General features: G+C 45.8%; 19 protein-coding genes, 1 tRNA gene and 1 pseudogene. 8 read left to right on the forward strand and 13 right to left on the reverse strand.

Annotated elements, in window-relative coordinates:
* The first annotated feature begins 95 nt into the window (after positions 1-95).
* Entirely contained in the window at positions 96-1,400 is a 1,305-nt protein-coding gene (cbiE, locus tag QUA53_RS11245) for a precorrin-6y C5,15-methyltransferase (decarboxylating) subunit CbiE (protein WP_333097096.1), read from the forward strand.
* Positions 1,401-1,431: 31 nt separating this feature from the next.
* Here cbiE and QUA53_RS11250 read toward each other — a convergent pair whose 3' ends face one another.
* The gene (locus tag QUA53_RS11250) at positions 1,432-2,316 is read right to left on the reverse strand and encodes a CPBP family glutamic-type intramembrane protease (protein ID WP_333097094.1); all 885 of its coding nucleotides are present in this window, start codon (positions 2,314-2,316) and stop codon (positions 1,432-1,434) included.
* 293 nt (positions 2,317-2,609) lie between these two features.
* On the opposite strand from QUA53_RS11250, the gene QUA53_RS11255 reads away from it, so the two are divergent.
* On the forward strand, positions 2,610-3,959 hold the full coding sequence (locus tag QUA53_RS11255; RefSeq protein ID WP_333097093.1) for a P-loop NTPase fold protein: 1,350 nt from the start codon (positions 2,610-2,612) through the stop codon (positions 3,957-3,959).
* Entirely contained in the window at positions 3,956-10,024 is a 6,069-nt protein-coding gene (locus tag QUA53_RS11260) for a WD40 domain-containing protein (protein WP_333097092.1), read from the forward strand. Before QUA53_RS11255 ends, QUA53_RS11260 begins: the two co-directional genes overlap by 4 nt.
* Before the next feature lie 277 nt (positions 10,025-10,301).
* Here QUA53_RS11260 and lpxD read toward each other — a convergent pair whose 3' ends face one another.
* From lpxD to rlmD, 5 genes and pseudogenes are all read right to left on the reverse strand, one after another.
* Positions 10,302-11,342 (reverse strand): UDP-3-O-(3-hydroxymyristoyl)glucosamine N-acyltransferase, encoded by a 1,041-nt coding sequence (lpxD, locus tag QUA53_RS11265; protein ID WP_333097090.1) that lies wholly within the window; start codon positions 11,340-11,342, stop codon positions 10,302-10,304.
* A 143-nt stretch (positions 11,343-11,485) separates the two neighbouring features.
* Positions 11,486-11,803: a YkvA family protein gene (locus tag QUA53_RS11270; protein WP_333097089.1), complete on the reverse strand. Its 318-nt coding sequence runs from the start codon at positions 11,801-11,803 to the stop codon at positions 11,486-11,488.
* 248 nt (positions 11,804-12,051) lie between these two features.
* Positions 12,052-13,167 carry an SPFH domain-containing protein gene (locus tag QUA53_RS11275; protein WP_333097087.1) on the reverse strand — a complete coding sequence of 372 codons (1,116 nt, stop codon included), beginning with the start codon at positions 13,165-13,167 and terminating at the stop codon, positions 12,052-12,054.
* 89 nt (positions 13,168-13,256) lie between these two features.
* A pseudogene (locus QUA53_RS29185) lies at positions 13,257-13,451 on the reverse strand (GNAT family N-acetyltransferase); the annotation flags it as partial.
* A 174-nt stretch (positions 13,452-13,625) separates the two neighbouring features.
* Entirely contained in the window at positions 13,626-15,038 is a 1,413-nt protein-coding gene (gene rlmD / locus QUA53_RS11280; protein ID WP_333097086.1) for a 23S rRNA (uracil(1939)-C(5))-methyltransferase RlmD, read from the reverse strand.
* An 8-nt stretch (positions 15,039-15,046) separates the two neighbouring features.
* On the opposite strand from rlmD, the gene QUA53_RS11285 reads away from it, so the two are divergent.
* Both QUA53_RS11285 and QUA53_RS11290 read left to right on the forward strand, forming a co-directional pair.
* Complete coding sequence (locus QUA53_RS11285) at positions 15,047-15,424, forward strand: hypothetical protein (protein WP_333222927.1); 378 nt, start codon at positions 15,047-15,049, stop codon at positions 15,422-15,424.
* Between the two features lie 83 nt (positions 15,425-15,507).
* A complete protein-coding gene (locus QUA53_RS11290; protein ID WP_293336342.1) occupies positions 15,508-15,993 on the forward strand; it encodes an allophycocyanin subunit alpha-B in 486 nt (161 codons plus the stop codon).
* A 127-nt stretch (positions 15,994-16,120) separates the two neighbouring features.
* Here the strand turns inward: QUA53_RS11290 and QUA53_RS11295 are convergent, their stop codons facing one another.
* Positions 16,121-16,504: a hypothetical protein gene (locus QUA53_RS11295; RefSeq protein ID WP_333097085.1), complete on the reverse strand. Its 384-nt coding sequence runs from the start codon at positions 16,502-16,504 to the stop codon at positions 16,121-16,123.
* A 180-nt stretch (positions 16,505-16,684) separates the two neighbouring features.
* On the opposite strand from QUA53_RS11295, the gene QUA53_RS11300 reads away from it, so the two are divergent.
* Positions 16,685-17,086 carry a helix-turn-helix transcriptional regulator gene (locus tag QUA53_RS11300; protein WP_333097083.1) on the forward strand — a complete coding sequence of 134 codons (402 nt, stop codon included), beginning with the start codon at positions 16,685-16,687 and terminating at the stop codon, positions 17,084-17,086.
* Positions 17,087-17,215: 129 nt separating this feature from the next.
* On the opposite strand, the gene mazG is transcribed toward QUA53_RS11300, so the two are convergent.
* Together mazG and QUA53_RS11310 are read right to left on the reverse strand one after the other, a co-directional pair.
* Positions 17,216-18,043: a nucleoside triphosphate pyrophosphohydrolase gene (gene mazG, locus QUA53_RS11305; RefSeq protein WP_333097082.1), complete on the reverse strand. Its 828-nt coding sequence runs from the start codon at positions 18,041-18,043 to the stop codon at positions 17,216-17,218.
* 6 nt (positions 18,044-18,049) lie between these two features.
* A complete protein-coding gene (locus QUA53_RS11310; protein WP_333097080.1) occupies positions 18,050-18,640 on the reverse strand; it encodes a metal-binding protein in 591 nt (196 codons plus the stop codon).
* A gap of 72 nt (positions 18,641-18,712) precedes the next feature.
* On the opposite strand from QUA53_RS11310, the gene QUA53_RS11315 reads away from it, so the two are divergent.
* Positions 18,713-18,784: transfer RNA gene (locus tag QUA53_RS11315), tRNA-Val, on the forward strand.
* A 270-nt stretch (positions 18,785-19,054) separates the two neighbouring features.
* Here the strand turns inward: QUA53_RS11315 and QUA53_RS11320 are convergent.
* The gene (locus QUA53_RS11320; protein ID WP_333097079.1) at positions 19,055-19,312 is read right to left on the reverse strand and encodes a hypothetical protein; all 258 of its coding nucleotides are present in this window, start codon (positions 19,310-19,312) and stop codon (positions 19,055-19,057) included.
* Between the two features lie 25 nt (positions 19,313-19,337).
* Between QUA53_RS11320 and QUA53_RS11325 the strand changes: the two genes are divergently transcribed.
* Positions 19,338-19,574, forward strand: a complete 237-nt coding sequence (locus QUA53_RS11325; protein WP_333097078.1) for a hypothetical protein — start codon at positions 19,338-19,340, stop codon at positions 19,572-19,574.
* A 62-nt stretch (positions 19,575-19,636) separates the two neighbouring features.
* Here the strand turns inward: QUA53_RS11325 and QUA53_RS11330 are convergent, their stop codons facing one another.
* The 3 genes from QUA53_RS11330 to QUA53_RS11340 form a co-directional block, all read right to left on the reverse strand.
* Entirely contained in the window at positions 19,637-19,918 is a 282-nt protein-coding gene (locus QUA53_RS11330; protein ID WP_333097077.1) for a flagellar alpha dynein, read from the reverse strand.
* 38 nt (positions 19,919-19,956) lie between these two features.
* Positions 19,957-20,283: a hypothetical protein gene (locus QUA53_RS11335; RefSeq protein ID WP_333097076.1), complete on the reverse strand. Its 327-nt coding sequence runs from the start codon at positions 20,281-20,283 to the stop codon at positions 19,957-19,959.
* Positions 20,284-20,778: 495 nt separating this feature from the next.
* Complete coding sequence (locus QUA53_RS11340; RefSeq protein WP_333097075.1) at positions 20,779-23,469, reverse strand: phage/plasmid primase, P4 family; 2,691 nt, start codon at positions 23,467-23,469, stop codon at positions 20,779-20,781.
* Positions 23,470-24,038 lie beyond the last annotated feature (569 nt).

The raw sequence follows: 24,038 nt of genomic DNA on the forward strand, positions 1-24,038 counted from the left end.
TTTAATTATTTTTGTTTGACAGTAAAGTCAAGGAAAAAATTTATGAAAAACCAGGAAAAATCAGTAATTCTGGTTTTTTACTTTTTGCTTAAAAAGTGACAGTACACGTTGTTGGTATCGGTTTAGATGGAGCTGCTGGGCTGAGCGAATCGGCGCGGCAGGTTGTAGAAATGGCCGCTCTGCTAATAGGGAGCGATCGCCATTTGAGCTATTTTCCCCAGCACGATGGAGAGCGCTGGGCGTTGGAAGATTTGACCGAAGCAATTCTGGAAATTCGGCGGTGGTGGGCGACTGAACCCGAATTAGAACCCTCAGCAGGGACGGTGGAACCCCGCGATCGACCGATCGTAATTTTAGTGGCCGGCGACCCGCTGTTCTACGGCTGGGGAAAGTTGTTAATTGCCCAATTGCCGCCAGAAAAATTAACTTTTCATCCCCATGTCACTTCGGTGCAGTTGGCTTTTAATCGCTTGAAAATCCCTTGGCAAGATGCTCATTGTGTAGGCTCTCAAGGACGCTATTTTGAGGAGCTGACGGCGAAGCTGAAGCTCGGTGTGGAGAAGATTGCGGTGCTGGCGGACGAAGCTCACACTCCGGCTGTACTGGCAAGTTTGGTGAAAGCTCTAGATTTGCCGACACGCTACGAGTTTTGGGTTTGCGAAAACTTGGGGGCGGCCCAGGAACGGGTAAGCCGCAAGTCTCTGGAAGCTTTGCTGAGAGAGTCTTTTGCACCGCTGAGCGTGGTTGTGATGCTGCGGGAGTCCCCGCCGAGGGCAGAACCTTTGGATCTGGAAAAGTTGCCTTTGTTGGGAATACCGGATGCAGCTTTTATCGGTTGTGGCGACAAGCCGCGTTTGACGGTTGAACGGGAAGTGCGGGTGTTGGTGCTGGGACAATTGGCTTTGCAACCGGGACAAGTTGTCTGGGATGTGGGTGCTGGTAACGGTTCTGTGTCCATCGAGATTGCTCGTTTATTCCCGCAGTCTGAGGTTTACGCGATCGAACAAACGGTTTCTGGTACTTCTGCGATCGAGTTCAACTATGGCCGTTTTGAGCTGCAAAATGTGTTCTCGATTCACGGAACCGCCCCGGAAATCTTGCACCGCTTGCGTCCTCCGCACCGGATTTTTATTGGCGGTAGTGGCGGAGGGTTGACTAAAATTTTGGGCGTTTGCGCGCTGCGGCTGCTCCCTGGAGGCTCGATCGTGCTGGCGTTGGATACTTTTGAGGATATTGCTACTGTTTTTAGCTGGATGGGCGATCGGGTGCGCCGGGAACCGCACTGGAGTTACCGAATCGTGCAAGTGCAGTTATCGCGTTCAGTAAATGCGGGCAATTTGACTCGTTTTGACTCGCTGAATCCGGTTTCGATTGTGACGATCGATCGACACTTGAATTAATGTCGGAATTTTTATCGCTGATTTAAGCTGATTAGCGCTGATTAACGCTGATTTGAGTCAAAAAGAGTAAGGTTGCGGTTGCTAGTAGCAATAAAATGCCGGCTGCACCTGCTAGCGGTTTTGCTGCTATTCCTGTAATCCATTCTGGTGCCCGGCCTGTCGGATTAATTGCGCCCTCTGTATCTACGGTAGTTATACCCCAAATCCAAGCTGCGTGAATGCCGATCGCCAATCCTAAACTGCCATTGTCTGCGATGCGGGCTAATGTTAAAACCATCCCCATCAGCCACAATCCGGGCAGTTGCGGTAGAGTTTCTTTGGCTGCCCAAATTAGATGGGCGATCGCAAAAATGAAACTGGCGATCGCTGCTGCGATTAGCGCTGAGTAATCTTGCTGGAGGATTGTTTGCAAGCAGCCGCGAAAGATTAACTCTTCTGTGGCGCTAATCCACAGTCCTAATAACAGAGTCAGCAGACTAGCAGGGTTAAAAATTAAATCCCAAAAATTAATTTTTTTTTCGCCTGTTTCGGTGGAAGTCTCGCTTTTTTTTAGATCGAGCCAGCCTGCTGTTAATTGCAGACCGAATAAAATTACTAAGCTGATTATTCCTAATCCTAACCCCCGCATTAATGACATCAAAACTGCCGGTTGCCAATCCCAACCCCAGTTGGCAAAAGATGTGTTTTCGATCGAAGTTGTCGCCCATAAAATGAAGGGGACAATCGCATAAAGGGAAGCTAGTAAAGGTAGTTTTTTGTTTCCCAGTGGTTGGGGCGGATGCCATTTGAGGGCGATCGCCAGCACAATCGCTGCGGGAAGCCACACAACAATCCAAGTTGAGAAAAACAAGATTATTTTGACAATTGCTGGTATTGACGGCGACAGCAGTCGCAGGTTGTTTATGCTATTCCACATTTAACGGGTTGAGATCGGTACGCTTCTAATCAGTTATAAACTAGACATTACTGGACAAATGGCAATAAAAGTAACCATCAAAATGGTGAAGGGGCGTGGCAGGGTTTCCAACGAATACTCTGCAAGCATACCTTTTCCACCGTCAAATCAAAAGCACCCGCTTTCCTGACGGTAACTTTCGACACTTGGAGTTGGAGGGGTGTAAGTGTCCCCACAGAGCCAGCAGGGAGCCAGTGACTGCTGAGAACCTAAATGCAGAATATAATCGAGCATAATATATAAGTGAGGGTTTGATGGCACTAGATTTACACAGATTTTTTAAAGCATCCAATCCCAGCCGGACTCTTGATATCAGCCAACCTGAAGATAGACAGTATTACATCGATTTTTCAGCAGTGCGAGGGAGCAATCTGATCAAAGAACTGGGTCGTGCTATAATCTTCTCCCAAGATGAGCCAACTTGTCAGTTATTCACCGGACATATCGGTTGCGGGAAATCCACTGAATTATCGCGACTAAAAGCAGAGTTAGAACAAAAAAGTTTCCACGTAGTTTATTTTGAGTCTTCTCAAGACTTCGATATGGGAGATGTGGATATCAGCGATATCTTACTGGCGATCGCCCGTCAAGTGAGCCAGAGTTTGGAGGCAGCTCAAATCCCACTCCAACCAACCCGTTTCCAGAATTTACTCCAAGGAGCTGCCAACCTTTTAAACTCAGAAATCACGGGAATCAAAGCTAAAGTTCCTGTCGTGGGCGATATCGGCATAAATGCAGAACCAGGAAAGTTTTCCCTAGCAGTAGGAATAGGAGAAATCACCACCAAAGCAAAGGATAGTAAAGATATTCGCTCTCTGTTAAGACAACACTTAGAGCCGCGAGTCAATAATATCTTAGAAGCCATTAATCAGGAACTAATTGAACCCGCCCAAAAGCAGCTCAAGCAGCAAGGCAAAGCCGGAATGGTTGTGATTGTTGACAATCTAGACCGGATTGATAGCAAGCCAAGGTCATCAGGAAGAACTCAACCTGAGTACCTTTTTGTAGACCGAGGAGAACAACTCAACAAACTCAAGTGCCACGTTGTCTACACCGTCCCCTTAGTTCTAGCTTTCTCCAATGACAAAGAAAATTTGACTAATCGCTTTGGCTCAGATCCTCAACTGTTGCCGATGGTGCGAGTGCATGAACGAGATGGCAGTCAATGCTCTGAAGGCATTGCTTTGCTCCGAAAAATGATTCTAGCAAGAGCATTCCCTAATGTAGATTCAGAGCAACGCATCAACTTAATCTCAGAAGTGTTTGACGCATCAGAAACGTTAGATTACCTCTGTCAAGTCAGCGGCGGTCATGTGCGAAACTTGTTAGTGCTGCTTAATAGCTGTATGAAAAAAGACGACCCGCCTTTTTCCCGCGATTTGGTAGAGCGAGTCATTAGTCAGCGGCGCAGCGAACTGAGTAAAGCAATCACGCCCCACGAATGGGAACTGCTACGGCTGGTAGCGCAACAAAAAACTGTCAGAGGTGAGGAAGAATATCAAACTTTACTGCGGAGTTTGTTTGTCTTTGAGTATCGCGATGCAGATGAAAGTTGGTTTGATATCAACCCTATTTTAGCAGAGGCAAAGGAGTTGCAATTATGAATGATTCGTCACCCGAGTTAATACAGATTAATCAAGAGTCTTTGAAAACCCTGATCCGGGGAATTACTTGCTTTCAAGAAGAGTTTTCCTTAATTTTAGCGGTTTGCAACTACAGAACATTGCGGGAACAAATTGTGCAGCAGTTGCGGGAACAATGTCCGGTTCAGATGCGGGAATTGGTGCTAGAAAAGTCCGTTCAAACTCTCTACACCAGGATTACAGAAGAACTGGGTACAGAACAACCTAATGCACTAATGATAGTTGGTCTGGAGTCAGCGCGCGAACTCGACCCGGTTTTGACGGCGACCAATCAGATTCGAGAGGAGTTTCGCAACTTTAACTTTCCTGTAGTGCTGTGGGTGACAGATGCGATCCTGTGCAAGCTGATTCGGTTGATTCCAGATTTCCACAGTTGGGCAACGACGGTGGAGTTTCTAATGACCGTGGACGAGTTGATTCAATTCATTCGGCAAACTGTTGATGAGGTGTTTGCTAAGGTTTTAAATTCTCGCGAGAACGTATTTTTAGATAATGCTGCACTAGATCTTGAAAATGGTTCTCCGCGTTGTGCTGAGCTCAAGTCAGCTCGTGAAGAATTGCAAGGTCGAGAGGTAATGTTAGATCCAGAGCTGGAGGCTGGTTTGGAATTTATCCTGGGTCGAGTCGCTGATAATTCCCATGTTGCATCTCGCGAGCATTACGAACAGAGTTTGGCTTTGTGGCAGCAAACAGGCGATCGCGCTCGTTGTGGACTTTTACTATTTTATATTGGACTGTGGTGGCGTAATTATGCAGCACGACATCGCGTGGAGTATCAGCAAGCTGCTGAGCGCGCCCGAGACTATTTTCAGCAGTCAATAGAGGCTTTTGAACAAGCTGATCGCTCCGACTTAGCGGCTAAATTTATCAATTTCTTGGCAGAGGTGCTGCATCGGCTGAAGCATTGGCGCGAACTAGAGCTCGTGGCGAAAAAAGCCTTAGTTCTCCATCAAACCTATTACGACCAATTCAGACAAGCCCGAGTTTATGGCTTTCTCGCTGAAGTGGCGTTGTCTAAATCCTTCTGGATTGAGGCAAAACAAGCGGCCGGGCAGGCTCTGTTTCTACTAAATGATGCTACAGAGACTATATCAAATCCATCCCCGGAACAAAGTGTTTTATTGGATTTAGAACTTTCTTTTCATCAGGGTTGGTATTTATTTTCGCTAGCGCAAGCACAACAGCAACTCGGTCAGGTATCGGAGGCAATCGCCACTTTAGAAACTGCCAGAAGTCAAACCAAAGCTCAATACGATCCTGAGCTTTACATCCAGATTTTGATAAATTTGCGAGAATACTATTTCCAACAAGGACAATACCTCAATGCCTTTCATATTAAACAAGAGCGACAGGCGATCGAAAGTCAGTTTGGTTTTCGAGCTTTTATCGGTGCAGGGAGGTTACAGCCAAAACAACAGATTGCCAACCCAGCGTTACCCTCTGCTGAACCGCAAGACGAAGTTGCCCTGGAAATCGCCTCTTCGGGACGGTTGCACAGTGTCGAACGCTTGCTGGAACGGATCGAGCGAGATGACTGCAAACTGACGATCATCCACGGGGAATCAGGGGTTGGTAAAAGTTCAATTGAACAGGCTGGACTAATCCCTGCTTTAAAACAAAAGCCGATAAATGCCCGCAGTGTTCTGCCAGTTTTACAGCAGGTTTATGCAGATTGGGCTGATGAACTGGCTAAGTGTTTGAAAAAGGAACTGGTCAGTATTCAAAAAGGATTTTCTTTAACCCTTTTTAGTGTCGAAGAAAGAGAAGAGCGCGAATCTGATTTTGGGCTTAACTCTCCTACCTTGAGTTTAACAGAGTCTCTGCTCGCTCAGTTACGGGAAAATGCGGAGCATAATCTGTTAACTATTCTGATTTTTGACCAATTTGAAGAATTTTTCTTTATTTGTAAAGACAGCGTAGACAGAAAAAAGTTTTATGATTTTTTACGCGCTTGTTTAGATATCCCTTATATCAAAGTAATTCTTTCCCTTCGAGAAGATTACCTGCATTATTTATTAGAGTGTACGCGATTTACCAGATTTGATGTAATTCATGATAATATTTTGGATAAAAATATTATTTTTTACTTAGGTAACTTTAAGCCAGATGAGGCAAAGTTAGTTATTCAAAATTTAACTGAAAGAACTCAGTTTGAGTTAGAACCGGCTTTGATTGACGAACTTGTCAAAGATTTAGCAGGAGAAGTTAACGAGGTGCGTCCAGTCGAACTGCAAATTGTGGGCGCCCAATTACAATCTGAGAATATTACCACCCTAGCCCAATATCAAAAAAAAGGGCCGAAAGCAGCACTGGTAGCGAGATTTTTAGAAGAAGTTATTAAAGACTGCGGTTCAGAAAATAAGCAGCTTGCTGAACTTGTTTTGTGGCTGCTAACAGATGAAAATAGCACTCGTCCCCTCAGAACTCGTGATGATTTAAAAAAAGGTTTAGAAGACTTACTAACAGAGATCAGTAACTTAGAGTTAGTTCTAGAAATTTTTGTAAAGTCGGGGTTGGTATTGCTGTTACCTAGTTTTCCAGACAATCGCTATCAACTGGTTCACGATTATCTGGCTGATTTCGTGCGTCGCCAAAAAAATAATGAACTGATTGAAGAATTGGAAAAAGAAAGAGCGCAAAGAAAGCGCAGTGAAGCTGAGTTAAATCGGGTGCTAAAACGACAATTAAAACTGGCAATGGCCGGCGGGGCTATCATGGCAGTTCTCGCAGTTCTCGCAGGTGTATTTGGAGTTGAGGCGAAAATCGGTCAAACTAATGCTGAACTCAAGCAAATTAGTGCTAATTCCGAATCTTTATTGGCTTCAGATAAAGAGTTAGAGGCGCTGGTAGAAGGTTTAAAAGCTGGAAAGAAGCTCAAACACGGATGGAGAATAGAACCGAATACTAGGAATCAAGTGGTGTCGAGATTGCAGGAGGTTGTTTATAGCGTAAAAGAGCGCAACCGATTGGAGGGTCATACCGATACTATCAGAGATATTAGTTTTAGCCCTGATGGCAAATTTATTGCTTCTAGTAGTAAAGATAAAACGGTGAAACTTTGGAACCGCGACGGTAGCGAGAAAAAACCTGCTTTACAAGGAAAATATAGGAATGAATTCACTAGCGTTGCCTTTAGCCCAGATAGTCAAATCATTGCTGCTGGAAACAAGGATAATAAAATCTACTTGTGGCGTCTTAATGGCACATTAATTACAACTTTAGAAGGACATCGCGACTGGGTGACAAATATTCGATTTAGTCCTGACGGTAAGACAATTGTTTCTGCTAGCCGGGACAATAGTGTAAGACTTTGGAAAATTGATGGCACTCCCATTAAAACGCTGGCAGGGCATAATTCTACTGTTAACATCGTGCGTTTTAGCCCGGACGGTCAAAGGATTGCTTCAGCTAGTGAGGATGGTACTATCAAACTGTGGAGTTCAGATGGAAAGCAACTTCAAACTATTAATAGTCCTGGCGTTCTTGACCTGGCATTCAGTCGAGATAGCCAAACTCTGAGTGTAGCTAGTAGGGACAATACCCTCAAAATCTGGAAAATTGATGATCGTATTTTACTCACAACATTTAATAATATAGCAGATTTTTTTATTCCTGTTTTCGCTTGTTTCAGTTCTGATGGTAAGTGGCTGGCTGCTGTTAACAAATGGAATATAGCGAGTCTTTGGAAAATAGAAGGTAGTAAAATTGAACAGTTGAAAGATTTAAGCCTTCCCAATTCGACAATTGGCAGCTTCAGTCCTAACGCTAAAACTATTGCCGTAGCTAGTAAGGACAATGTAGTGAAACTTGTGAGGCTTAATTCAGAGACTTTTGATAGCCATGAAAATCGAATGAAGAGAACCAAAATTGTCGGCTTCAGCCCTGACAATTTTCCCGTTTCTATTGATGATAACCAGTTGAATTTTTGGAACAGCGACGGAACCGTAAAAAATTCCATAGAACTTGCCGATCGCATGGAAAACGCAAGTTTCAGTCCCGACGGTAAGGTAATTGCTTTAATGGGTACTCAGGCGACGACAAAACTCTGGAACAGTACAAACAAATTACTGAATACCTTCGAGCTGAATTCGTCATTTCCCGAAGTCAGTCCTGATGGTAAGCTCATGGTTACTGTAGAGAGAAATAATACAGCCAAGCTGTGGAGATCGGATGGCCAGCTAATTGGAAATCTGCCCGGTCACGAAGCACGCATTACGAAGGTAATTTTTAGTCCTGACAGTCGGCTGATTGCTACTGTCAGCCAAGACAATATAGTAAAGCTGTGGAACCAAGATGGCAAGTTCATAGGCACTTTGCAAGGCCATACAAAAAAGATTTCAGAAGTTATTTTTAGTGGTGACAGTCAGCTTATTGCTACTGTGAGTTGGGATAACACAGTGAAGCTGTGGAATCGCGACGGTTTACTGATTCAAACAATTGAAAAGTCGAGTGGCAGCTTAAATCGGAGGATTTCTTCCGATAACAGTCAAGTAAGATTTAGCCCCGACAGTCAGAGGTTATTTGTCCCTAGCAATTACAATGAGGTGCAACTCTGGGGTCGGAATGGAAAAGTGATTCAAACTCTCAAGGGGCATGATGGGCTAGTTTATAGCGCGATTTTCAGCCCCAACAGTCAGATCATTGCTACCACGAGTTCCGATAGCAAAGTAAGACTTTGGATGCACAAGCGGACTTTGATTACCACTTTACCGGAAGAGTTCTATAAAGCTGATGTCAGTTTTAGCCCTGACAGCCGATTGCTTGTCTCGGTTAATTATAATAATGTCAAACTTTGGGGTAGTGATGGCAAAAAAATCACGACTCTCGCAGCCAATAGCGAGGATTCCCCTAAAATTAGTTTCAGTCCTGACAGCGCAACCATTATATTGATAGCTGAGGATAACGTCAAACTTTACAACAGAGAAGGTCGGGTAATTAGAACTATTAAGAATGACGGCGATGACGTTCCTAAAATTAGTGTTAGTCCAGATGGAAGACTAATTGCTTCTGTCGAGCGGAATAATGTAGTAAACCTTTGGAGCAGTAATGGCAAGCTTATTCAATCTCTCAAGGGACATCGCAGTAAAATTACTTTAGTCAATTTTAGTCCAAATAGTAAGATGCTTGCCACTGCGGACGAAGATAATACTGTCAAGCTCTGGCAGAGCGACGGTACGCTCATTCTAAATCTTAAGGGACACGGGAACCGGGTTGAAAGTGTGCACTTTGGAGCGGATGGCAAGACATTTGCTGTTTCCGGTGTTGAAGATGTGGTGCAACTCTGGAACAGCGATTACAAAAAGATAGTTGCTACTTTAAAAGGACACCGCGATCGCATCAATAGTGTCAGTTTTAGTCCTAGCAGTCAAATCCTTGCCTCTGCCAGCGATGATAAAACAGTGAGACTGTGGGATTTTGATGGTAATGCACTGCATATTTTAGAAAAGCATATAGATAAAGTGAATCGCGTCCGTTTTAGTCCAAACGGTAAGATACTTGCATCTGCCAGTGATGACAAAACCGTAAAACTTTGCAACTTAAAAGGTGGATTGATTAAAACTCTTGAACAACATAAAAGTCCTGTTCGGGATGTAATTTTCAATCCGAATAGTTCAAAGATCGCCTCAGCTAGCGATGATAGCACTGTTATCCTCTGGGATTATCAAAGTGGCAAGCTTGAGCATCGCCTATCAGGACACAGTGCGTCTGTTAAAAGTCTTAGTTTCAGCCCAAATGGTGAGATGCTTGCCTCGGCTGATGATAGTGGTGCAGTTAAAATTTGGAGCCGTGATGGGATAATGCTAAAAAGCTTTAAACAGGATAGTTTTGCTGGTGATAACATCAGCTTCAACTCTGATGGGCAGCAGATTTTTGCCTGGATTCGGGACAAAGAGAATTACTATTACGGTAAACCCTTGCTTTGGAGTATGAATCTCGATGATCTTTTAGGTATCGGTTGTCAGAAAGCAGGGGATTATCTGAAGAATAACCCGAATTTACAGGACGATCGCTCTCTTTGCGACTAGCTCTGAAATGGATAGTCAATAATTTCGGTATACTGAATTAAGTGTACCCTGTCAGGCGCGCGTGAATAAGACCCTCAAACCGTCGAAAAATCCTTGCGGGCGATCGTTAAATCTTCTTTTTTTAACAGGTGATATCATGTACGGTTGATGCGTCCTTATATGGGGGGCGGCTCGATCGAGCTATGGGCATTAAAATTAACAATACTCGTGAATCCGCCCCTACACAACTTGACATTATACAAGAATGAATCAAGATGCTTAAGTATATAACTAATGACTACCGATCGAGCTTGCGCTGAATTTGCCTCAAAGATTGGTACATTTCCGGCAAGCGGTTGTAGACGGCTGCGGCTTTGAGAAATAGTTTGTGGGAAATTGCTGGAACTCCCGTCACGATCGCACCTGCGGGCACGTCGCTGTGAATTCCGGCTTTAGCAGTGGCGATCGCCCCATCTCCGATTTTGGCTTGATTGGCAATTCCCACTTGACCTGCCAAAATTACATTGTTGCCAATTTTGACCCCGCCAGCCATGCCAACGTGAGCGGCAAAGGCGCAATTTTTCCCTACTTGACAGCCGTGACCTACGTGTACTAAGTTGTCAATTTTTGTATTCTGGCCGATGCGGGTTTCTCCGACAGCGGGCCTGTCGATCGTGCTGTTGCAGCCAACCTCAACGCCCTCTTCTAATACAGTGCAGCCAGACTGCTCCATTTTCACCCATCCTGTGGCTGTCGGCACGAACCCAAAACCTTCGGAACCGATCGCCGCACCGCTGTGAATCACGCAATTTGCCCCGATGCGAGTACGTTCGTGAATGACACAATTAGCGTGTAAAACAGTGCCTGCGCCTATTTCCGCATCTGGGTAAATTACGACATTTGGATGAATGCAAACGTTGCTGCCAATTTTGACTTTTGCTTGAATAACGACGTGGGGGCCGATATAGACATTTTCACCAATTTCTGCTGAGGGGTGAACGACGGCTGAGGAATGAATTTCGGATGCTGGGCGAAACGGTTGATAGAAAATGGCGATCGTTTCAGCAAACAGCAATCGCGGATCTGCTACGGCAATCCAAGCGATGTTGCGATCGGTACATTGAGCTTGGAGGTTTTCATCTAAGGGTAAAATTAAAGCCGAAGCATTTGTAGTGGCTGTATGAACGGCAAATTTAGCACCTTCTATGTAACTGATAGTACCCAGTGCAGCTTCATCAACAGGGGCCGCCCCTGTAATTTCCGGATCGGTAGCAACCGACGCTGTGAGGGTGCGACTGGTGGCTGAGTTAAGTTTTTGTACTATTTTGCTAAACTTCATCTATAAAAATTTGTTTTTAGCACAGATGGATCATAGTTAAAATTACCAGCTTTGGAGCACGATCTGAGCAGTTGGCATTTAAAAAACAAAAACCCCAATTTCTTGAAGAAGTCGGGGTTGTAGCGCTCGATTATTTTTGGCAATTATTTTACAGAAACTGCATCTACGTCAACGGTGCTGCCGTTGGCTTCAGAATAATTGGCACTGGTGGCTTCGGATGCTGAAGCTGTCTCTGTTTGGCGGGATTTAAAGTAGTCGATCGCCATTTGCGACACTTCGGAAATCAGCAAGACAGCAATTGCCACATCGTCAATTTGTCCGATGACGGGGAGAAAGTCTGGGGCAATGTCGATCGGGCTTACCAAATATGCCAGCGTTCCCAGAATAATCCACCAGCGGTATTTGGGGTTGCGGAGGGTGTCGCGGTACCAGTTGTAAACAGATTGTATAGAAAAGCTCATGGGGTTGTCCTCTACTTATATTTTCAATCTTGACAAATTGTCGCTCGAAATGCTTGTGGAGATATCCCCCCTAGGGTTGGCAAGAGACTTCTACCTGGGAGTATAGGGAATTGGGAACGGAGAAGTTGTCAAGCTGTATTGAAAGGGCGGCGACTCTTGACAACTCCCCTACAGAAACCTGACAGATGAAAGCCGATGAAATTAATATGTGTTTATCTGCTGTTTTAAATAATATTCATATCTATCACTCACGAATTTTGAAAGATCCATTTTTGGTCGCCGATCGCAATTTCGCAGCCATTGGGCAGCCAAAAAGGCTCGTTAGCCGCCAGCCTCTGCCCACCCACAAAAGTGCCGTTGGAACTGCCGCTATCGACAAGCTGATATCGCTGTTTGCCAAGTTCGTCAGTGGCGCGGCGGATTTGAGCGTGGTAGCGCGAACTTTGCGGATCTTGTAATACTAAAGTGTTGGTTGGTTCGCGCCCAATTGTAAAGGGATTGGCTGTTAGGGCGATCGCCTCTCCAGAAAGTTTGTAGATTAAATATGCGGTTGTTTTGCGATCGCTGCTTGCGAGTACGGTTGGTGCAAGCTGGGGAGGATTTCTCCCAGCAGGGAGGCTGTTTTGAGCAAGTTGTTGTGTTAGTTGTTGTAAATCTCGATCGAACGCTGCTGCTGTGTCCGAAGCTGGAAGACTCGCAGGAGAATTACCTGAAATTAAGTTTAACTGCTGTACGGGAGATTGAGGAACAATCGGGCGGCCGGCTTCGGCAATTCTCATTTGCAGGGCGGCGGCATTTTCTGCTTCCTGTCGGGCACTCATTCCCTCAACTTGGCGAATAACTCCGTTGGTTTCGGGAAAGCTGACATCGCCAATTCGCACGTCTTCTAAGTTAAAACCTAGGGTATAAAAATCTTGGACGCGATCGAGCAAATTTTGGCGCAGCAACAGCCGTCCTTGACTGATAAGCTGTTGTAGGGGTATTTGCCCGATCGCTAATCCCATGCAATCCTTAACTGCACTTGCTAAAGCACCTATAGGATCGGACAATTCCAAAGCTACCCGTTTCGGATCTATAACTTGATAAATAACGGTCAGAGTGGCATCAATTAAAAATCGATCCTTAGACAAAAAATCTCCGTGCGACTGCACCTCCAAATTGCGGAGTTTGGTGTCTACGAGGACAATTTGAGCCTGTTCCAGCAGGGGAAGGGCGAAGCTGAAATGTCGCCCGGATTTTAGGATACGCACGGCGCGGCCGTTTTTGACCAACACACCCGTGTAACCCGCCCCTATAAAGTCCATACTAAACCCGGCCCAGCGTTCTGGAGTTATCGTTTGAATTAGGGGAGAAGTGTTGTTCATGGGAGAGAGTTGAGGGAGGGAAGATTCTATTTTTAGGGTAACAAATTGCTGGGGGCGAGCGATCGGGCGGTGTGCCGGTTTCGCAACCTCTATTCTATACTTCTAGACTCTCCTTGATTCAGGCCGGACTGGATCGAGTTTGCACCCCAGCAATCCACCTTCTGTTTGTACTGGATTCCCACTTTTGCCATCACCCACCGGGAAGCTATATTTTCCGGTTTAGAAAGCGCTACAATCCGATCGAGTCCTAGAGTTTGAAACCCGTATTCTAAGATAGCAAACGCTGCTTCATTTGCTCAACCCTACCCCAAGTTTATATTTATTTGTACTCACTTACTCACTAGGCTTAAAGTGCATACATTCGCAAAAAATCTTTAAATTATCTGCGTTGCATCTAGGGTTTCCCTATTAATCAAAGATTTATGCAATAAGTCTAGTAGGTCGATCGCCCTTTTGATTCACCGCACCAAAAAAGCCACACACTCAACATGAGAAGTCTGAGGAAAGAAATCCGCCGGCTGCACTCGCGCTAACTTATAATCCCCATTTTCGCACAAAATCTTGAGGTCGCGAGCCAAAGTAGCAGGCTTGCAGCTAACATAAACAATGCGATTTGGTTTGATTTCCTTGATAGCTTCCAAAACCGCGCGATCGCACCCTTTCCTCGGCGGATCTAACAGCACAATATCCGGTGTCAAGCCCAAGGAAGGCAGCAAACTCTCTACAGTCCCCGCTTGAAAATCGACATTTCTCAAGTCATTTAACTCAGCATTTAATTTTGCTTGTTCGATCGCCGCCGGTTGAACTTCTAAACCTATGGCTATTTTTACTTGTTTTGCCAGGGGTAAAGTAAAAGTTCCAATTCCGCAGTAAGCGTCAACCAAAACCTCGTTTTCCTGCAAATTCAATTCCCCTACTATCACTTCTAACAAAGCTTCAGCCGCCTCTGTATTTACCTGAAAAAAAGTATCAGCTCTTAGCTGAAATTTCAAACCAGCAAAACTTTCTCGCAGATAAGAACGACCCGCAATGCAGCGAGTTTCAGCACCAAAAATCACATTAGTTTGAGCGGGGTTTATATTCAAACAAACACCTACCAGTTGAGGATATTGTTTCAGCCACTCTGATGCTTGCTCTTCGAGTCCCGGCAAGTCTCCAGTGCGAACTATTAAAGTGAGCAGCATCTCGCCCGTGCGCCGTCCGATTCGCAAGGACAAGTGACGCAATTCTCCTGTATGTTTCTTTTCGTCGTAGACTTGCCAATCCCGCCAGTGGATGTCTTCTTTGACCTCTTTTAACAAAGGATTGAGGCGCGGGTCTTGCACCGGACACTGATTGAGATTGACTAATTTGTGGGTGCTTTTTTGATAGTAACCTGCTTGGACTTGACCTGTTGCAGATATTGCCACGGGATAAGTCGCTTTGTTGCGGTATCCCAAAAATTGAGGAAATCCCTCGATTTTTCCCGTTAAAATTTCATCAACTTGCACATTGCTAAATCCGCCAATCCTTTCTAAGGCTTGAATGATTTGATTTTGCTTGGCTGCAAGCTGATATGGATAATCTACGTGCTGCCACTGACAGCCACCGCACTTGTCGGCGACAATGCAGTTAGCTCGGATGCGGTGTTCGGAGGCTTCCAGAAGTGTGTCCAGCTTGCCTTTAGCATAGGTGGATTTGACTTGCACGAGGCGGACAAGGACTCGATCGCCCGTCACTGTATCAGGCACAAACACTACTAACTCACCAAAACGACCAACTCCATCGCCGGTGTCGGTCAAGGCGGTAATCTCTATCTCAATCAGTTGACCTTGCTGGCAAGGGTTTGCCAATTTCGTCGAGTTTGGGGTGGGGAATTTAGATTTGGTCACAAGTAGTCATGGTAGGATTTAATATGGTAATGCAATATCGCTCTCTCTTTCCTGAGATAAGTCGTAGCGAAGCGGGGCGTAAGCCATCGCACTCAAGCTCAATTGCAGGCGGTCTTCCTGCTGCTGAACGTATTGCTGCTAAAGCCAAGCTTCAACCGGGGAGTCAAGCTTGTCGCGAGTTGCCTCGATCCCGTCGGTGCGATCGGCTGTTGGGGCGATGTAGCAAAAACTCGTTAAACAGTCACAGTGTCTGCCGACATCCAAACTTTCACTCGCAGTTTTTGAGTTTTTCCCGCAGTACCTTGGAACACAAGGAAACTGGCTTGAACATCAAGCATAACGCTTGGGGAGATTTACCCTCTACTTCTAGGATTGATAAATGTTAGGAGCAAGGCGAGTCTGCGAACCAAGAATCCCGTCGCCAACAGATGGGAATGTTTATTAATGTTATCCTCAAATTTGAATAACAATGAGCGTAGTTAGCCAATTTATTCTCCAAGCCGACGACGAACTTCGTTATCCCAGTACCGGCGAACTCCAAAGTATCAATGATTTCTTTAAAACCGGAGAACAGCGGGTGCGTATTGCTACTGCGCTGTCTGACAGTGAGAAGAAAATTGTTGAAGAAGCTAGTAAAAAACTCTGGAAAAAACGACCTGATTTTATCTCTCCTGGGGGCAATGCTTACGGCCAACGCGAACGGGCTTTGTGTCTGCGCGACTACGGCTGGTACTTGCGCCTGATTACCTACGGTATCTTGGCGGGTGACAAAGAGCCGATCGAAAGCATCGGTTTGATTGGTGTTCGGGAAATGTATAATTCTCTCGGCGTTCCTGTTCCTGGCATGGTCGAAGCTATCCGCTGTTTGAAGGAAGCTTCTTTGGCTTTGCTCAATCAGGATGATGCTAAGGAAGCAGCTCCTTATTTTGATTATATCGCTCAGGCAATGTCTTAATTGCTTTGGTGATTGCTTTCATGGATGTGGCGGAGCATTCGCGGGTGATTTTTGGGGTGATTTTATCTCGCAATTGCTCGCAAATGTTTCGCTTCTGTTTTTGGCAAGGAAATCTGCCTAATTTCTGCTAGGCAGCAATGCTGTTTAAGCTTTCCCAGATGTTGAGTTCGTCTTGTCTTTCCATACACATTTGATTTAAAAAGTCAAGTGTTTTTTGGAGACATTGTTTTTTGAATTTCCGGCTGTCGTAGTGAATGGATGTTTTGAGCTGCGAGAGTTCCGAAAGGCTGGGGCAGGTTTGGATATGATGAGCGATCGCATTTTGCCACTCTTCCAGCTTCCGGTAGCTGAGAAATTGTCCGCCTCTGTCCCGCCGATGCACGAAAACCACGAAAGCCCAGGATTCGACTCGCTTAATTTGATTTTGGCTGATTTTGAGCAGTTGGGCGATCGACCTGACGGTGATGCGGAGCTTTTTCGAGGGTTGGATGCGGCGAAACAGTGCTGTCATGGCTGTATACTCAGGGCTTGAGAGGCAAGTTCTGTTTAGAGTCAATTACATATTACTATATCAGACTCTTATTGCACAAGTGCAAAGAGACTTAATTTAAACTTCTTAAGCTCAGATGTTGCTCGTGAACCCTCAATCATTGATGCTGTGCTAGTTTGAGAGTTAACGTAGGTGGGAAAAATGTCAGGACTCTCTAACAAAGCTGTGGTAGACAAAGAGCAGGAATTGCGTCCCGTTCGCTTCACGGAAACGGGGCGGATGCGTTTGGGCAAGATTTTAAAAGCAGCAAGACAGACAACAGGCTGGTCTGTCAGCGAAACAGAGTTCAAAACAAAGGGATATGAAGAGGCGCTGTTCACGGCTACAAATCAACCCATACCCAAAGATGTGGGTATCAGTGCCGCAACAGTCAACCGTTACGAACGTGGGAAGCTCGATAATTTGGATTGGCGATCGCTCTCTCTGTTATGCTTTGTGCTCAAGCCGATCGATCCGGTGACTGGGGAAGCCCTGGAACCGACAAATGCGCTTTATATCGCTTGCGAACATCCGCCGTACAATGACGCGAATCTTTACGAGTAGTTCATTGCTGACATCTGAACTGATGCAACCAAGTTCTTGAGATGGGGAGTTTTGAACCGCAGATATTAGCGGATGAACGCGCTATGAACGCGCTATGTCATTTTATCTGTATTTATCTGCGGTGATTGATTACTGATCGCCCTTTTGTTTAGCAATTAAAGCTTTAGCTTGCTGCCACAGAGATTCTAACTCTTCTGGGGCATAATCTGACAAAGGTCGATCGCACGCAGCCTCTACCTTCGCAAACCGCTGCACAAAGCGATCGTTTGTTCCTTGCAAAGCAGCCGACGGATCTAAATCGTACCAGCGAGCTAATTGAATCAACACAAACATAATATCTCCTAATTCCGACTGCTGCGCTGCCTTATCCTCGTGTTTGAGAGCGTGTTCAAACTCGGCCATTTCTTCGTGAAATTTATCCCAAACGCCGTCTACACTGTCCCAATCAAAACTCACTTCCGCAGCTTTTTGAGAGATTTTCATCCCGGCGGTTATCGGCGGCAAAGTGCTGGCATAACGGCTCATTTTCGAGGCTAAAGTTTGCGGCTTTTCCGAAGTTGTTCCTTTTTCTGCTGCTTTGATTTTTTCCCAGTTTTCGTTGACTTCATCCACGCTGTTGAGTTCGACATCGCCGAAGACGTGGGGATGTCGCCGAATTAGTTTTTCTGTAATGCCCGCAGCGATTTCGGCGAAGGTAAATTGATGGGATTCGCTGGCAATTTGAGCTTGCAGAATTACCTGTAACAGTAAGTCGCCCAATTCTTCCACGATCGCATCTTTATCTCCTTTGCGAATCGCGTCGGCGGTTTCATAAGCTTCTTCGATTATGTGAGGAACTAGAGTTTGGGGAGTTTGGGCTAAATCCCAAGGACATCCGCCGTCTGGCGAGCGCAATTTAGCCACAACTTCTATAAGTTCTTTGAGTGCTGTGAGCGATCGACTGTGGGAATTAGACATCGGAATTTACCTTTTAGATTTGCTGGAAATGCGGCGGGGAGGTTGGCGTTTGCGCCTCTTAATTGTGCCAGGAGGCCGCAACCCGCTCAATCCTTTCTTTTTGAATTTTTTGTAAGCCGAGCCGCCCCAATCGCTCAGATAGTGGCTCATCGCGCCCAATTCTAGACCGATGTAAACGGCTAAAATTTCGATGCGGTGTTCCCAGGTCGATCGCCCGTAACTCAAAACCACATCCTGCCAATTCCCGCCTAAGTTCCCGACTTTTTCGGCAATTGCCAATCCCAGCATTCCGAAAACCGCAATCCAGATAGCGAGGTACAAGATTCGCAGAGCAGTGCCGATGAGAGGGCCGTGGGACAAAAAAGAGCGGTGGCGCAGGCTTTTTTGGTACGGGAGCCAAATCGCTTTGAACCATCCCCAGCGCTGATACTGGCAAGAGTAGATATCCAAGTCGGGGCCAAACATCAGCCCGCCGAATAGGAAGCTGCCGGAAACGAGCAAAGTCAGGTTGCTGCTCTGAGTCTGGCCAAAGGTGAGGGCTGCCACAGCGGGCAAACTCCACATGGTTATTTGATCGTGGGTGCGGCCAGAGGGCATTTAGAGTTTAGGATTTTTTTTACTTGATCTTTCTGAGTTACTGTGATATGATAAATCCCGGTGAGTGCAATTGGGTGATTAGCTCAGTGGTAGAGCGCCTGCTTTACACGCAGGATGCCGTAGGTTCAAATCCTACATTACCCATTCTTGGTAGTCTGCATACTGTATGGATTTGACCTACTTACATCCTGCGTGTAAAGCAGGGTGTTCTCAATTCTCCCTCAAATTATCCCCATTATGCCCCGCTGGGCTATTATTGGTGAATAAATTTTGAGTAGCCTTTCCCGTTTACTGTTACCGAGAGAATAAATTAATCGGATTGATGTAGGGTACAGGCCAAGGATGAGCAGGTTTAAGCCTATCATAGTGACCACAGATTACCCCTAATATTCTTAGGGGTAACTTTGGCGTGGCTTAGTCGTCAACTTCTTCCTTGAGGGCTTTACTACCACCCGCAAGCGTCCGTCTTAATATCTTTCGGGCGCGTGCTAGACGGACTGATTTGATGGCATTCCAATGCCGATCCGGCGGCTGCGGATGCCCCACAATTGGCGTAGTGAGAGAAAGCAGCGAGAGTAACTCTCGCAGGGTTTGTCGCGAGATAAGGATTTTACCTCGTGGCAATGTTAAATCTTGCGGCGTACTTGTTTGAGCGCCGTTAAGTTGTGTCATTATTATTAAGCTCCAACTGTTGATAATGAACTGTTGGGGAAGTCGTAACTATTCGGTGTTAGTAGCACCGGGTAGCTGCGCCTATCAATCTTCCTTACCTCTTACGATCGCAGCATTTGAGGGAAAATGCAACCCTGTGATTGTAAAGTTTTGTGTTGTCGATACCTCAGTAACTGCACTAGCTGTGGAATTGTTTCGAGCTTACAAGTTGCCTCAGTACGAAAAGATGGCTACTGAGAAGCTTCGCAGCGTTACCCCGTGACCAGTTACTGCTCAGGAATCGCTAGCTCTTTATTCCTGATTCCCCCTTTTGGGGTTTACACTTCAGTCCTCCCCTAAAATCTCCTCAAGTTTTGCTAGTAAGTTAGCTGGAACTTTCTTTACCAGATAGGGACGGATGAAGCTGAGAACTTTGGCCGCCTTATCAGATAAGTCGCTGGCAACGCCGCTGGCAGGCGAACTTTTTTGATTTTCTTCCCGGTCGCAAGTGGCGATCGCCAACTGTTCTTTCAGATTTTGCACCTCAAGTCCCAAATCACCGTTCCGCTCGTGCAGTTGATTTAGTTCTTTATCCCATTCAGCTAGCTGCTGATTAGCCGCTTTCAATTCAAGCCTGAGCGATTCAGTTTCGCTGTTGTCATCGCTCAGGCTCTCAATTTTCCCAGGCGTTCCTCCAGCGCTGCCAAGCGTTCAAGTACGGGGTCTAACTTAGCGGCTACCTGAGTGTCTACAGTTTCAACAATATTTGTAGACAAATCTGTAGACATCAAACTATCATTGCTTCGTGTAGACATCACTGTAGACATTACTGTAGACATTACTGTAGACACTTCTATGTCTTCCCCAGTAGCAAGCGCTTTGAGGACGCGCATCGCAGCTTGGCTGGGCGATTCCCCTTCCTCCCTTTGGGCTTCTATCCAGTTTAAAAAGTGACCGGAGGCACGAAAAGATATAACCTGACTGTTACTCATTGTAGACACTTGTAGACACAATATGTCTACATTAACCGATGGCTGTCTACAATGTCAACACCTTTGTCTACAAGTGTCTATAATCTGATTTGAGCCTAATTCAAATAGGGTACAGCCGAGATACAGGCAAAATGAAGTTACCCTAAAAGTTATACCTAAAATGCTACAATCAAGACGGGGCAAAGAATTGCGCGTTTTACAGATTGAATTTAATCGATTTTTAAAAACCGCTCGGATGCAAACCGGGAGAAACACAAAATCTGTTTTTAAAAATCGATTATACGATGTTCACGGGGAAATTTTTCGGCGGTCGCAACGAAGATTGTAGATTGCAGCCGATGGCGCTGAGGTACAAGCTTATACAATGTTCGCGACCAAAAAAGTTTCAGCTCCGAACGAAGTTTGTACTTCCTAGCCATCGGCACATGGGGGATACTAGATGATATGTGAGCTAGGCGGGAAAATCCATATTTCCCTACCTAACCCCCGCAACCGCTACAACTTCAGAACAGGAACATTTTGAGTGTATAGAACACTGATAACAACTTTTAGGGTAGGCAAGTCATCCAGGGCAATATAATAGTCCTTTTCGGCGCGACCCAAGCCCACATCAGTGACTTCCCCGTAACTTCCGTGATATTCCCCGTCATCCAAAATCTGCACCCGGTCGCGAACCTTAAGCTCTTCATGAGTTACTCCAACACTTAAGGAAGTCGGTGACGGATTCTGTGACGGGTAGTGTGACGGATTCTGTGACGGGTCAGGTTCCTTTATTGATAGGGTTTCTGGCTCCAGTGACGGGTGTGACGGATAAAAGTCTATAGCGCTCTCGATATTTTCGGTTTTCACTTCCTCACAAGCTTTATCGGTGGTCGGAATGTCATCAATTAATTTTTCCCCCTGAATAAGAGGTTTATCCGTCACACCCGTCACAATCGTTTCTGTGACGGAGTTCTGACCCGTCACAGAATCCGTCACCGACCCGTCACAGAATCCGTCACAGCGAGAGTGAAGCTCATAATCGTAAGTTGGGATATACTCATCAGCTTTTGTCCGCAGTCGGAGTCCTTTGACTATTTTTCCTACTCTCGTGTGGACTTTCTCTACCTGCCAACCGAGAATCGTACTTGCTAGCTCAATCAGGTTCGGACTGAAGTTCTTAATCGCCTGTGGCTTATGACCCTGCTCAGAACAGTAAAGGTCATAAGCCTGGTAAATTGACCCCTCGGCGTAAGCTGAATCTCCGATTGAAGTTTGGGCTAGTGGGTCATAGATGAGTCTGTCGTTTAGGAATCCGGCGATCGGGTTATCTCTGATGGTGTTTTCCCAGCCCTGCAAATTTATTTCTGGGATATCAACTACCCCCCGCAGGATACGCTCTACCCAGTCGTCATCCAGCGATAGCAGGTAATTGGTGAATGCTGCCAGTTCTGGTTCAAAGGTTTCTCCCAGCTTGAGGTTGACTGACCCTACTACTGCATCAAATGGCACTGTAATCGTTCGCCGTGCCATACCGCTAGAGTTGTCGGCTCCAAAAATAGGGAAGTTTGAACCAAGCACTACCATTCCTTCAAATTGGAATTTAAAGGGCTTCTTGCCTTTCTCTTCAGCCCTAAGCCAATCGCCACCAGTTAGCTGCTTAAACTTACCGAGTTTGCGCGTCCCTTTATCTTCATCGGGGAAAACTACCAATCGCTTTTTGTACGCCTGTGCTGCTTCAAAACGGTTGCTGCACCAATCATCGAGAGTAGTGCTGTGTGTGTTTTCCACTCCTATGAGCGCAATTATTAGGCGCATCAGCGTACCTTTACCGCTGCCACCAATTCCAATCAGGTGCAAGAACTTCTGAATGTCAGCACGTCCCTTTAGAACGGCGTTACAGAACGCGATTATCAAGTCTTGTATGTGTTTGTTGCCTTTGGAGACAAAGTGCAGCCAATCGGCAATTTTTGACCAATCTGACGCTACAGCGGAATGTTGACGCGGTAGCGACCAAGTGAAATTGTGTCCCGGTGAGTGCGGTAGCAGTTTGCTTGTGGCAATTTCCAGTGCTCCATTTTGGAATGGCAATAGGTTTGGAAGTTCTCTCCAACTTCTCTTAATAAGTTCGTGTCGGAGAAATTTAACCACAGCCGTGACATACGCTGGCGGGATGTCTTCTAGTCCTTGCGACTTCAGCAGTTGATACACAACAGACTCAATGTATTCGTCAGTTTCGGGCGACCAAACGCCCGGTGTATCTGTCTCGTACCGATACCAGCACAGCACTTCATTGTTGAAAGCTAAACGGTCGCGGTAATCTTCAGCTAATTCTCGTGCTTTCGCGTCAGCGCTGGGAAGTTTGCTCTTTTTCCTCAAATCGCTTGTGTCACGCGACTGAGTGATGCTGTTTATCTGTTTTTCGATACTCTTAAGCCATTGAGCATAGGGGAGTGCATCAGCCATAATTTTCTTCACCATCTCCGGGCCGTGTTTGACGAGCACATCGTCAATCTTTAAGCCTAGCTCAGGATTCCACATTGCCACCAAAACGTTACAGCCTCGCTTTTCCAGTACCTTGGCAAGCTTTTTGACTTCAAGCTTTACTTCTTTTTTAGTCAACACGTCCATATCAAAGCGGATGCGGAACGTCCGGCCCGGAGCTGCAAGTGTAGCTAGGTTGGGAACCAATTCCCCCTTAATTTGCCACATACTGACACCACACAGTGCCAGCGAGGGGAATCCGCAAGTCATCCCCGCGCCTGACTTTTTCGCCCCTTCATCAATATCAACAGGGATTGAGGAATCGTTTAGAACGCGCTGCCAGTAACCTTTATCTGGGTGTTGAAGTGCGATAGCGTCGTATGGATGCCCTTTGTCAGAGAGGTATTTTCTGGGTTTTTCGTCCCCTGGTAGTAAAATTTCATCGTTAGGCTTGAACTGTCCAAAATGTTGAGGCTGCATCGTTGTAAGGTCAATCCCAGATGCAAACCAGCCTAAAGGATAATCGTCGGGATAATGCTTCCAGCCGATGCGATGGGCTACAACCTTGCGATCTAGCAAGCTCTTGACACTAAGTAGGGTGATACTAAAATCGACACCGCTACCCTCTACCCACTCCCGATGGTGTGGCGATGATTGTAAATATTTTGCAACTTCTACTGAATCTACTGTTGCCGTATCAGAATTGCGTGATAAGCTAGTCATAGCGGTTAAGCCTTACGTGAAGGTGGGTAAACCGCTATCCCTAGTATTGAAGTCGTTCGTTGAGGGCAATGCTAAAATTTAAAACCCTTACTGTGAAAGGATTTAAGAAACATTATGGCTAATCTTTATATATAAATTTCAGCTTAATGCTACGATCGGAACAACAATTATTTCGCATTGCCTCGCCGAACCTTCTAGACAAAGGATAGCGGGCTTTTTTTTTGGAGAAAAAGTCACAAACTCACTCTGATTGCTCAGGGCGGGGCAAGCTCCAAGCACCTCAAGGGAGGTAATTTACTTGCCCTAGTTTTACTGTACACCAAAACTTTGCCAATATTTTAAATTTCACTCCGTAGCAGGATGACAAGTGGTGCAAAGTGTGGTAATAATCCCAGCCGGAACCCATATGGTTTCGTGACATTTTGCGAAGTATACTAAGTGAGAAAACTTGTATATTTCTTTAGCCCGAAACACTACGTGTCTCGGAATATTTTGGCTTATAGAAAGTGAGGCAGAATATCACCGTAATCTTCCCCGAAACCCGTAGGGTTTAGTGCGGTCATGCACGG

The organism is Microcoleus sp. Pol12B3 (genome assembly GCF_036701355.1).
Classification (GTDB): domain Bacteria; phylum Cyanobacteriota; class Cyanobacteriia; order Cyanobacteriales; family Microcoleaceae; genus Microcoleus.

Coding starts and splice junctions, on each gene's coding strand:
- lpxD (WP_333097090.1), bottom strand. CDS start 11,342: ATGAAGTTTAGCAAAATAGTACAAAAACTTAACTCAGCCACCAGTCGC.
- QUA53_RS11295 (WP_333097085.1), bottom strand. CDS start 16,504: ATGACAGCACTGTTTCGCCGCATCCAACCCTCGAAAAAGCTCCGCATC.
- QUA53_RS11310 (WP_333097080.1), bottom strand. CDS start 18,640: ATGCCCTCTGGCCGCACCCACGATCAAATAACCATGTGGAGTTTGCCC.
- QUA53_RS11290 (WP_293336342.1), top strand. CDS start 15,508: ATGAGCGTAGTTAGCCAATTTATTCTCCAAGCCGACGACGAACTTCGT.
- QUA53_RS11335 (WP_333097076.1), bottom strand. CDS start 20,283: ATGAGTAACAGTCAGGTTATATCTTTTCGTGCCTCCGGTCACTTTTTA.
- QUA53_RS11255 (WP_333097093.1), top strand. CDS start 2,610: ATGGCACTAGATTTACACAGATTTTTTAAAGCATCCAATCCCAGCCGG.
- QUA53_RS11340 (WP_333097075.1), bottom strand. CDS start 23,469: ATGACTAGCTTATCACGCAATTCTGATACGGCAACAGTAGATTCAGTA.
- QUA53_RS11270 (WP_333097089.1), bottom strand. CDS start 11,803: ATGAGCTTTTCTATACAATCTGTTTACAACTGGTACCGCGACACCCTC.
- mazG (WP_333097082.1), bottom strand. CDS start 18,043: ATGTCTAATTCCCACAGTCGATCGCTCACAGCACTCAAAGAACTTATA.
- QUA53_RS11260 (WP_333097092.1), top strand. CDS start 3,956: ATGAATGATTCGTCACCCGAGTTAATACAGATTAATCAAGAGTCTTTG.
- QUA53_RS11325 (WP_333097078.1), top strand. CDS start 19,338: ATGAACTGTTGGGGAAGTCGTAACTATTCGGTGTTAGTAGCACCGGGT.
- QUA53_RS11300 (WP_333097083.1), top strand. CDS start 16,685: ATGTCAGGACTCTCTAACAAAGCTGTGGTAGACAAAGAGCAGGAATTG.
- QUA53_RS11320 (WP_333097079.1), bottom strand. CDS start 19,312: ATGACACAACTTAACGGCGCTCAAACAAGTACGCCGCAAGATTTAACA.
- QUA53_RS11250 (WP_333097094.1), bottom strand. CDS start 2,316: ATGTGGAATAGCATAAACAACCTGCGACTGCTGTCGCCGTCAATACCA.
- QUA53_RS11285 (WP_333222927.1), top strand. CDS start 15,047: ATGGTAGGATTTAATATGGTAATGCAATATCGCTCTCTCTTTCCTGAG.
- QUA53_RS11275 (WP_333097087.1), bottom strand. CDS start 13,167: ATGAACAACACTTCTCCCCTAATTCAAACGATAACTCCAGAACGCTGG.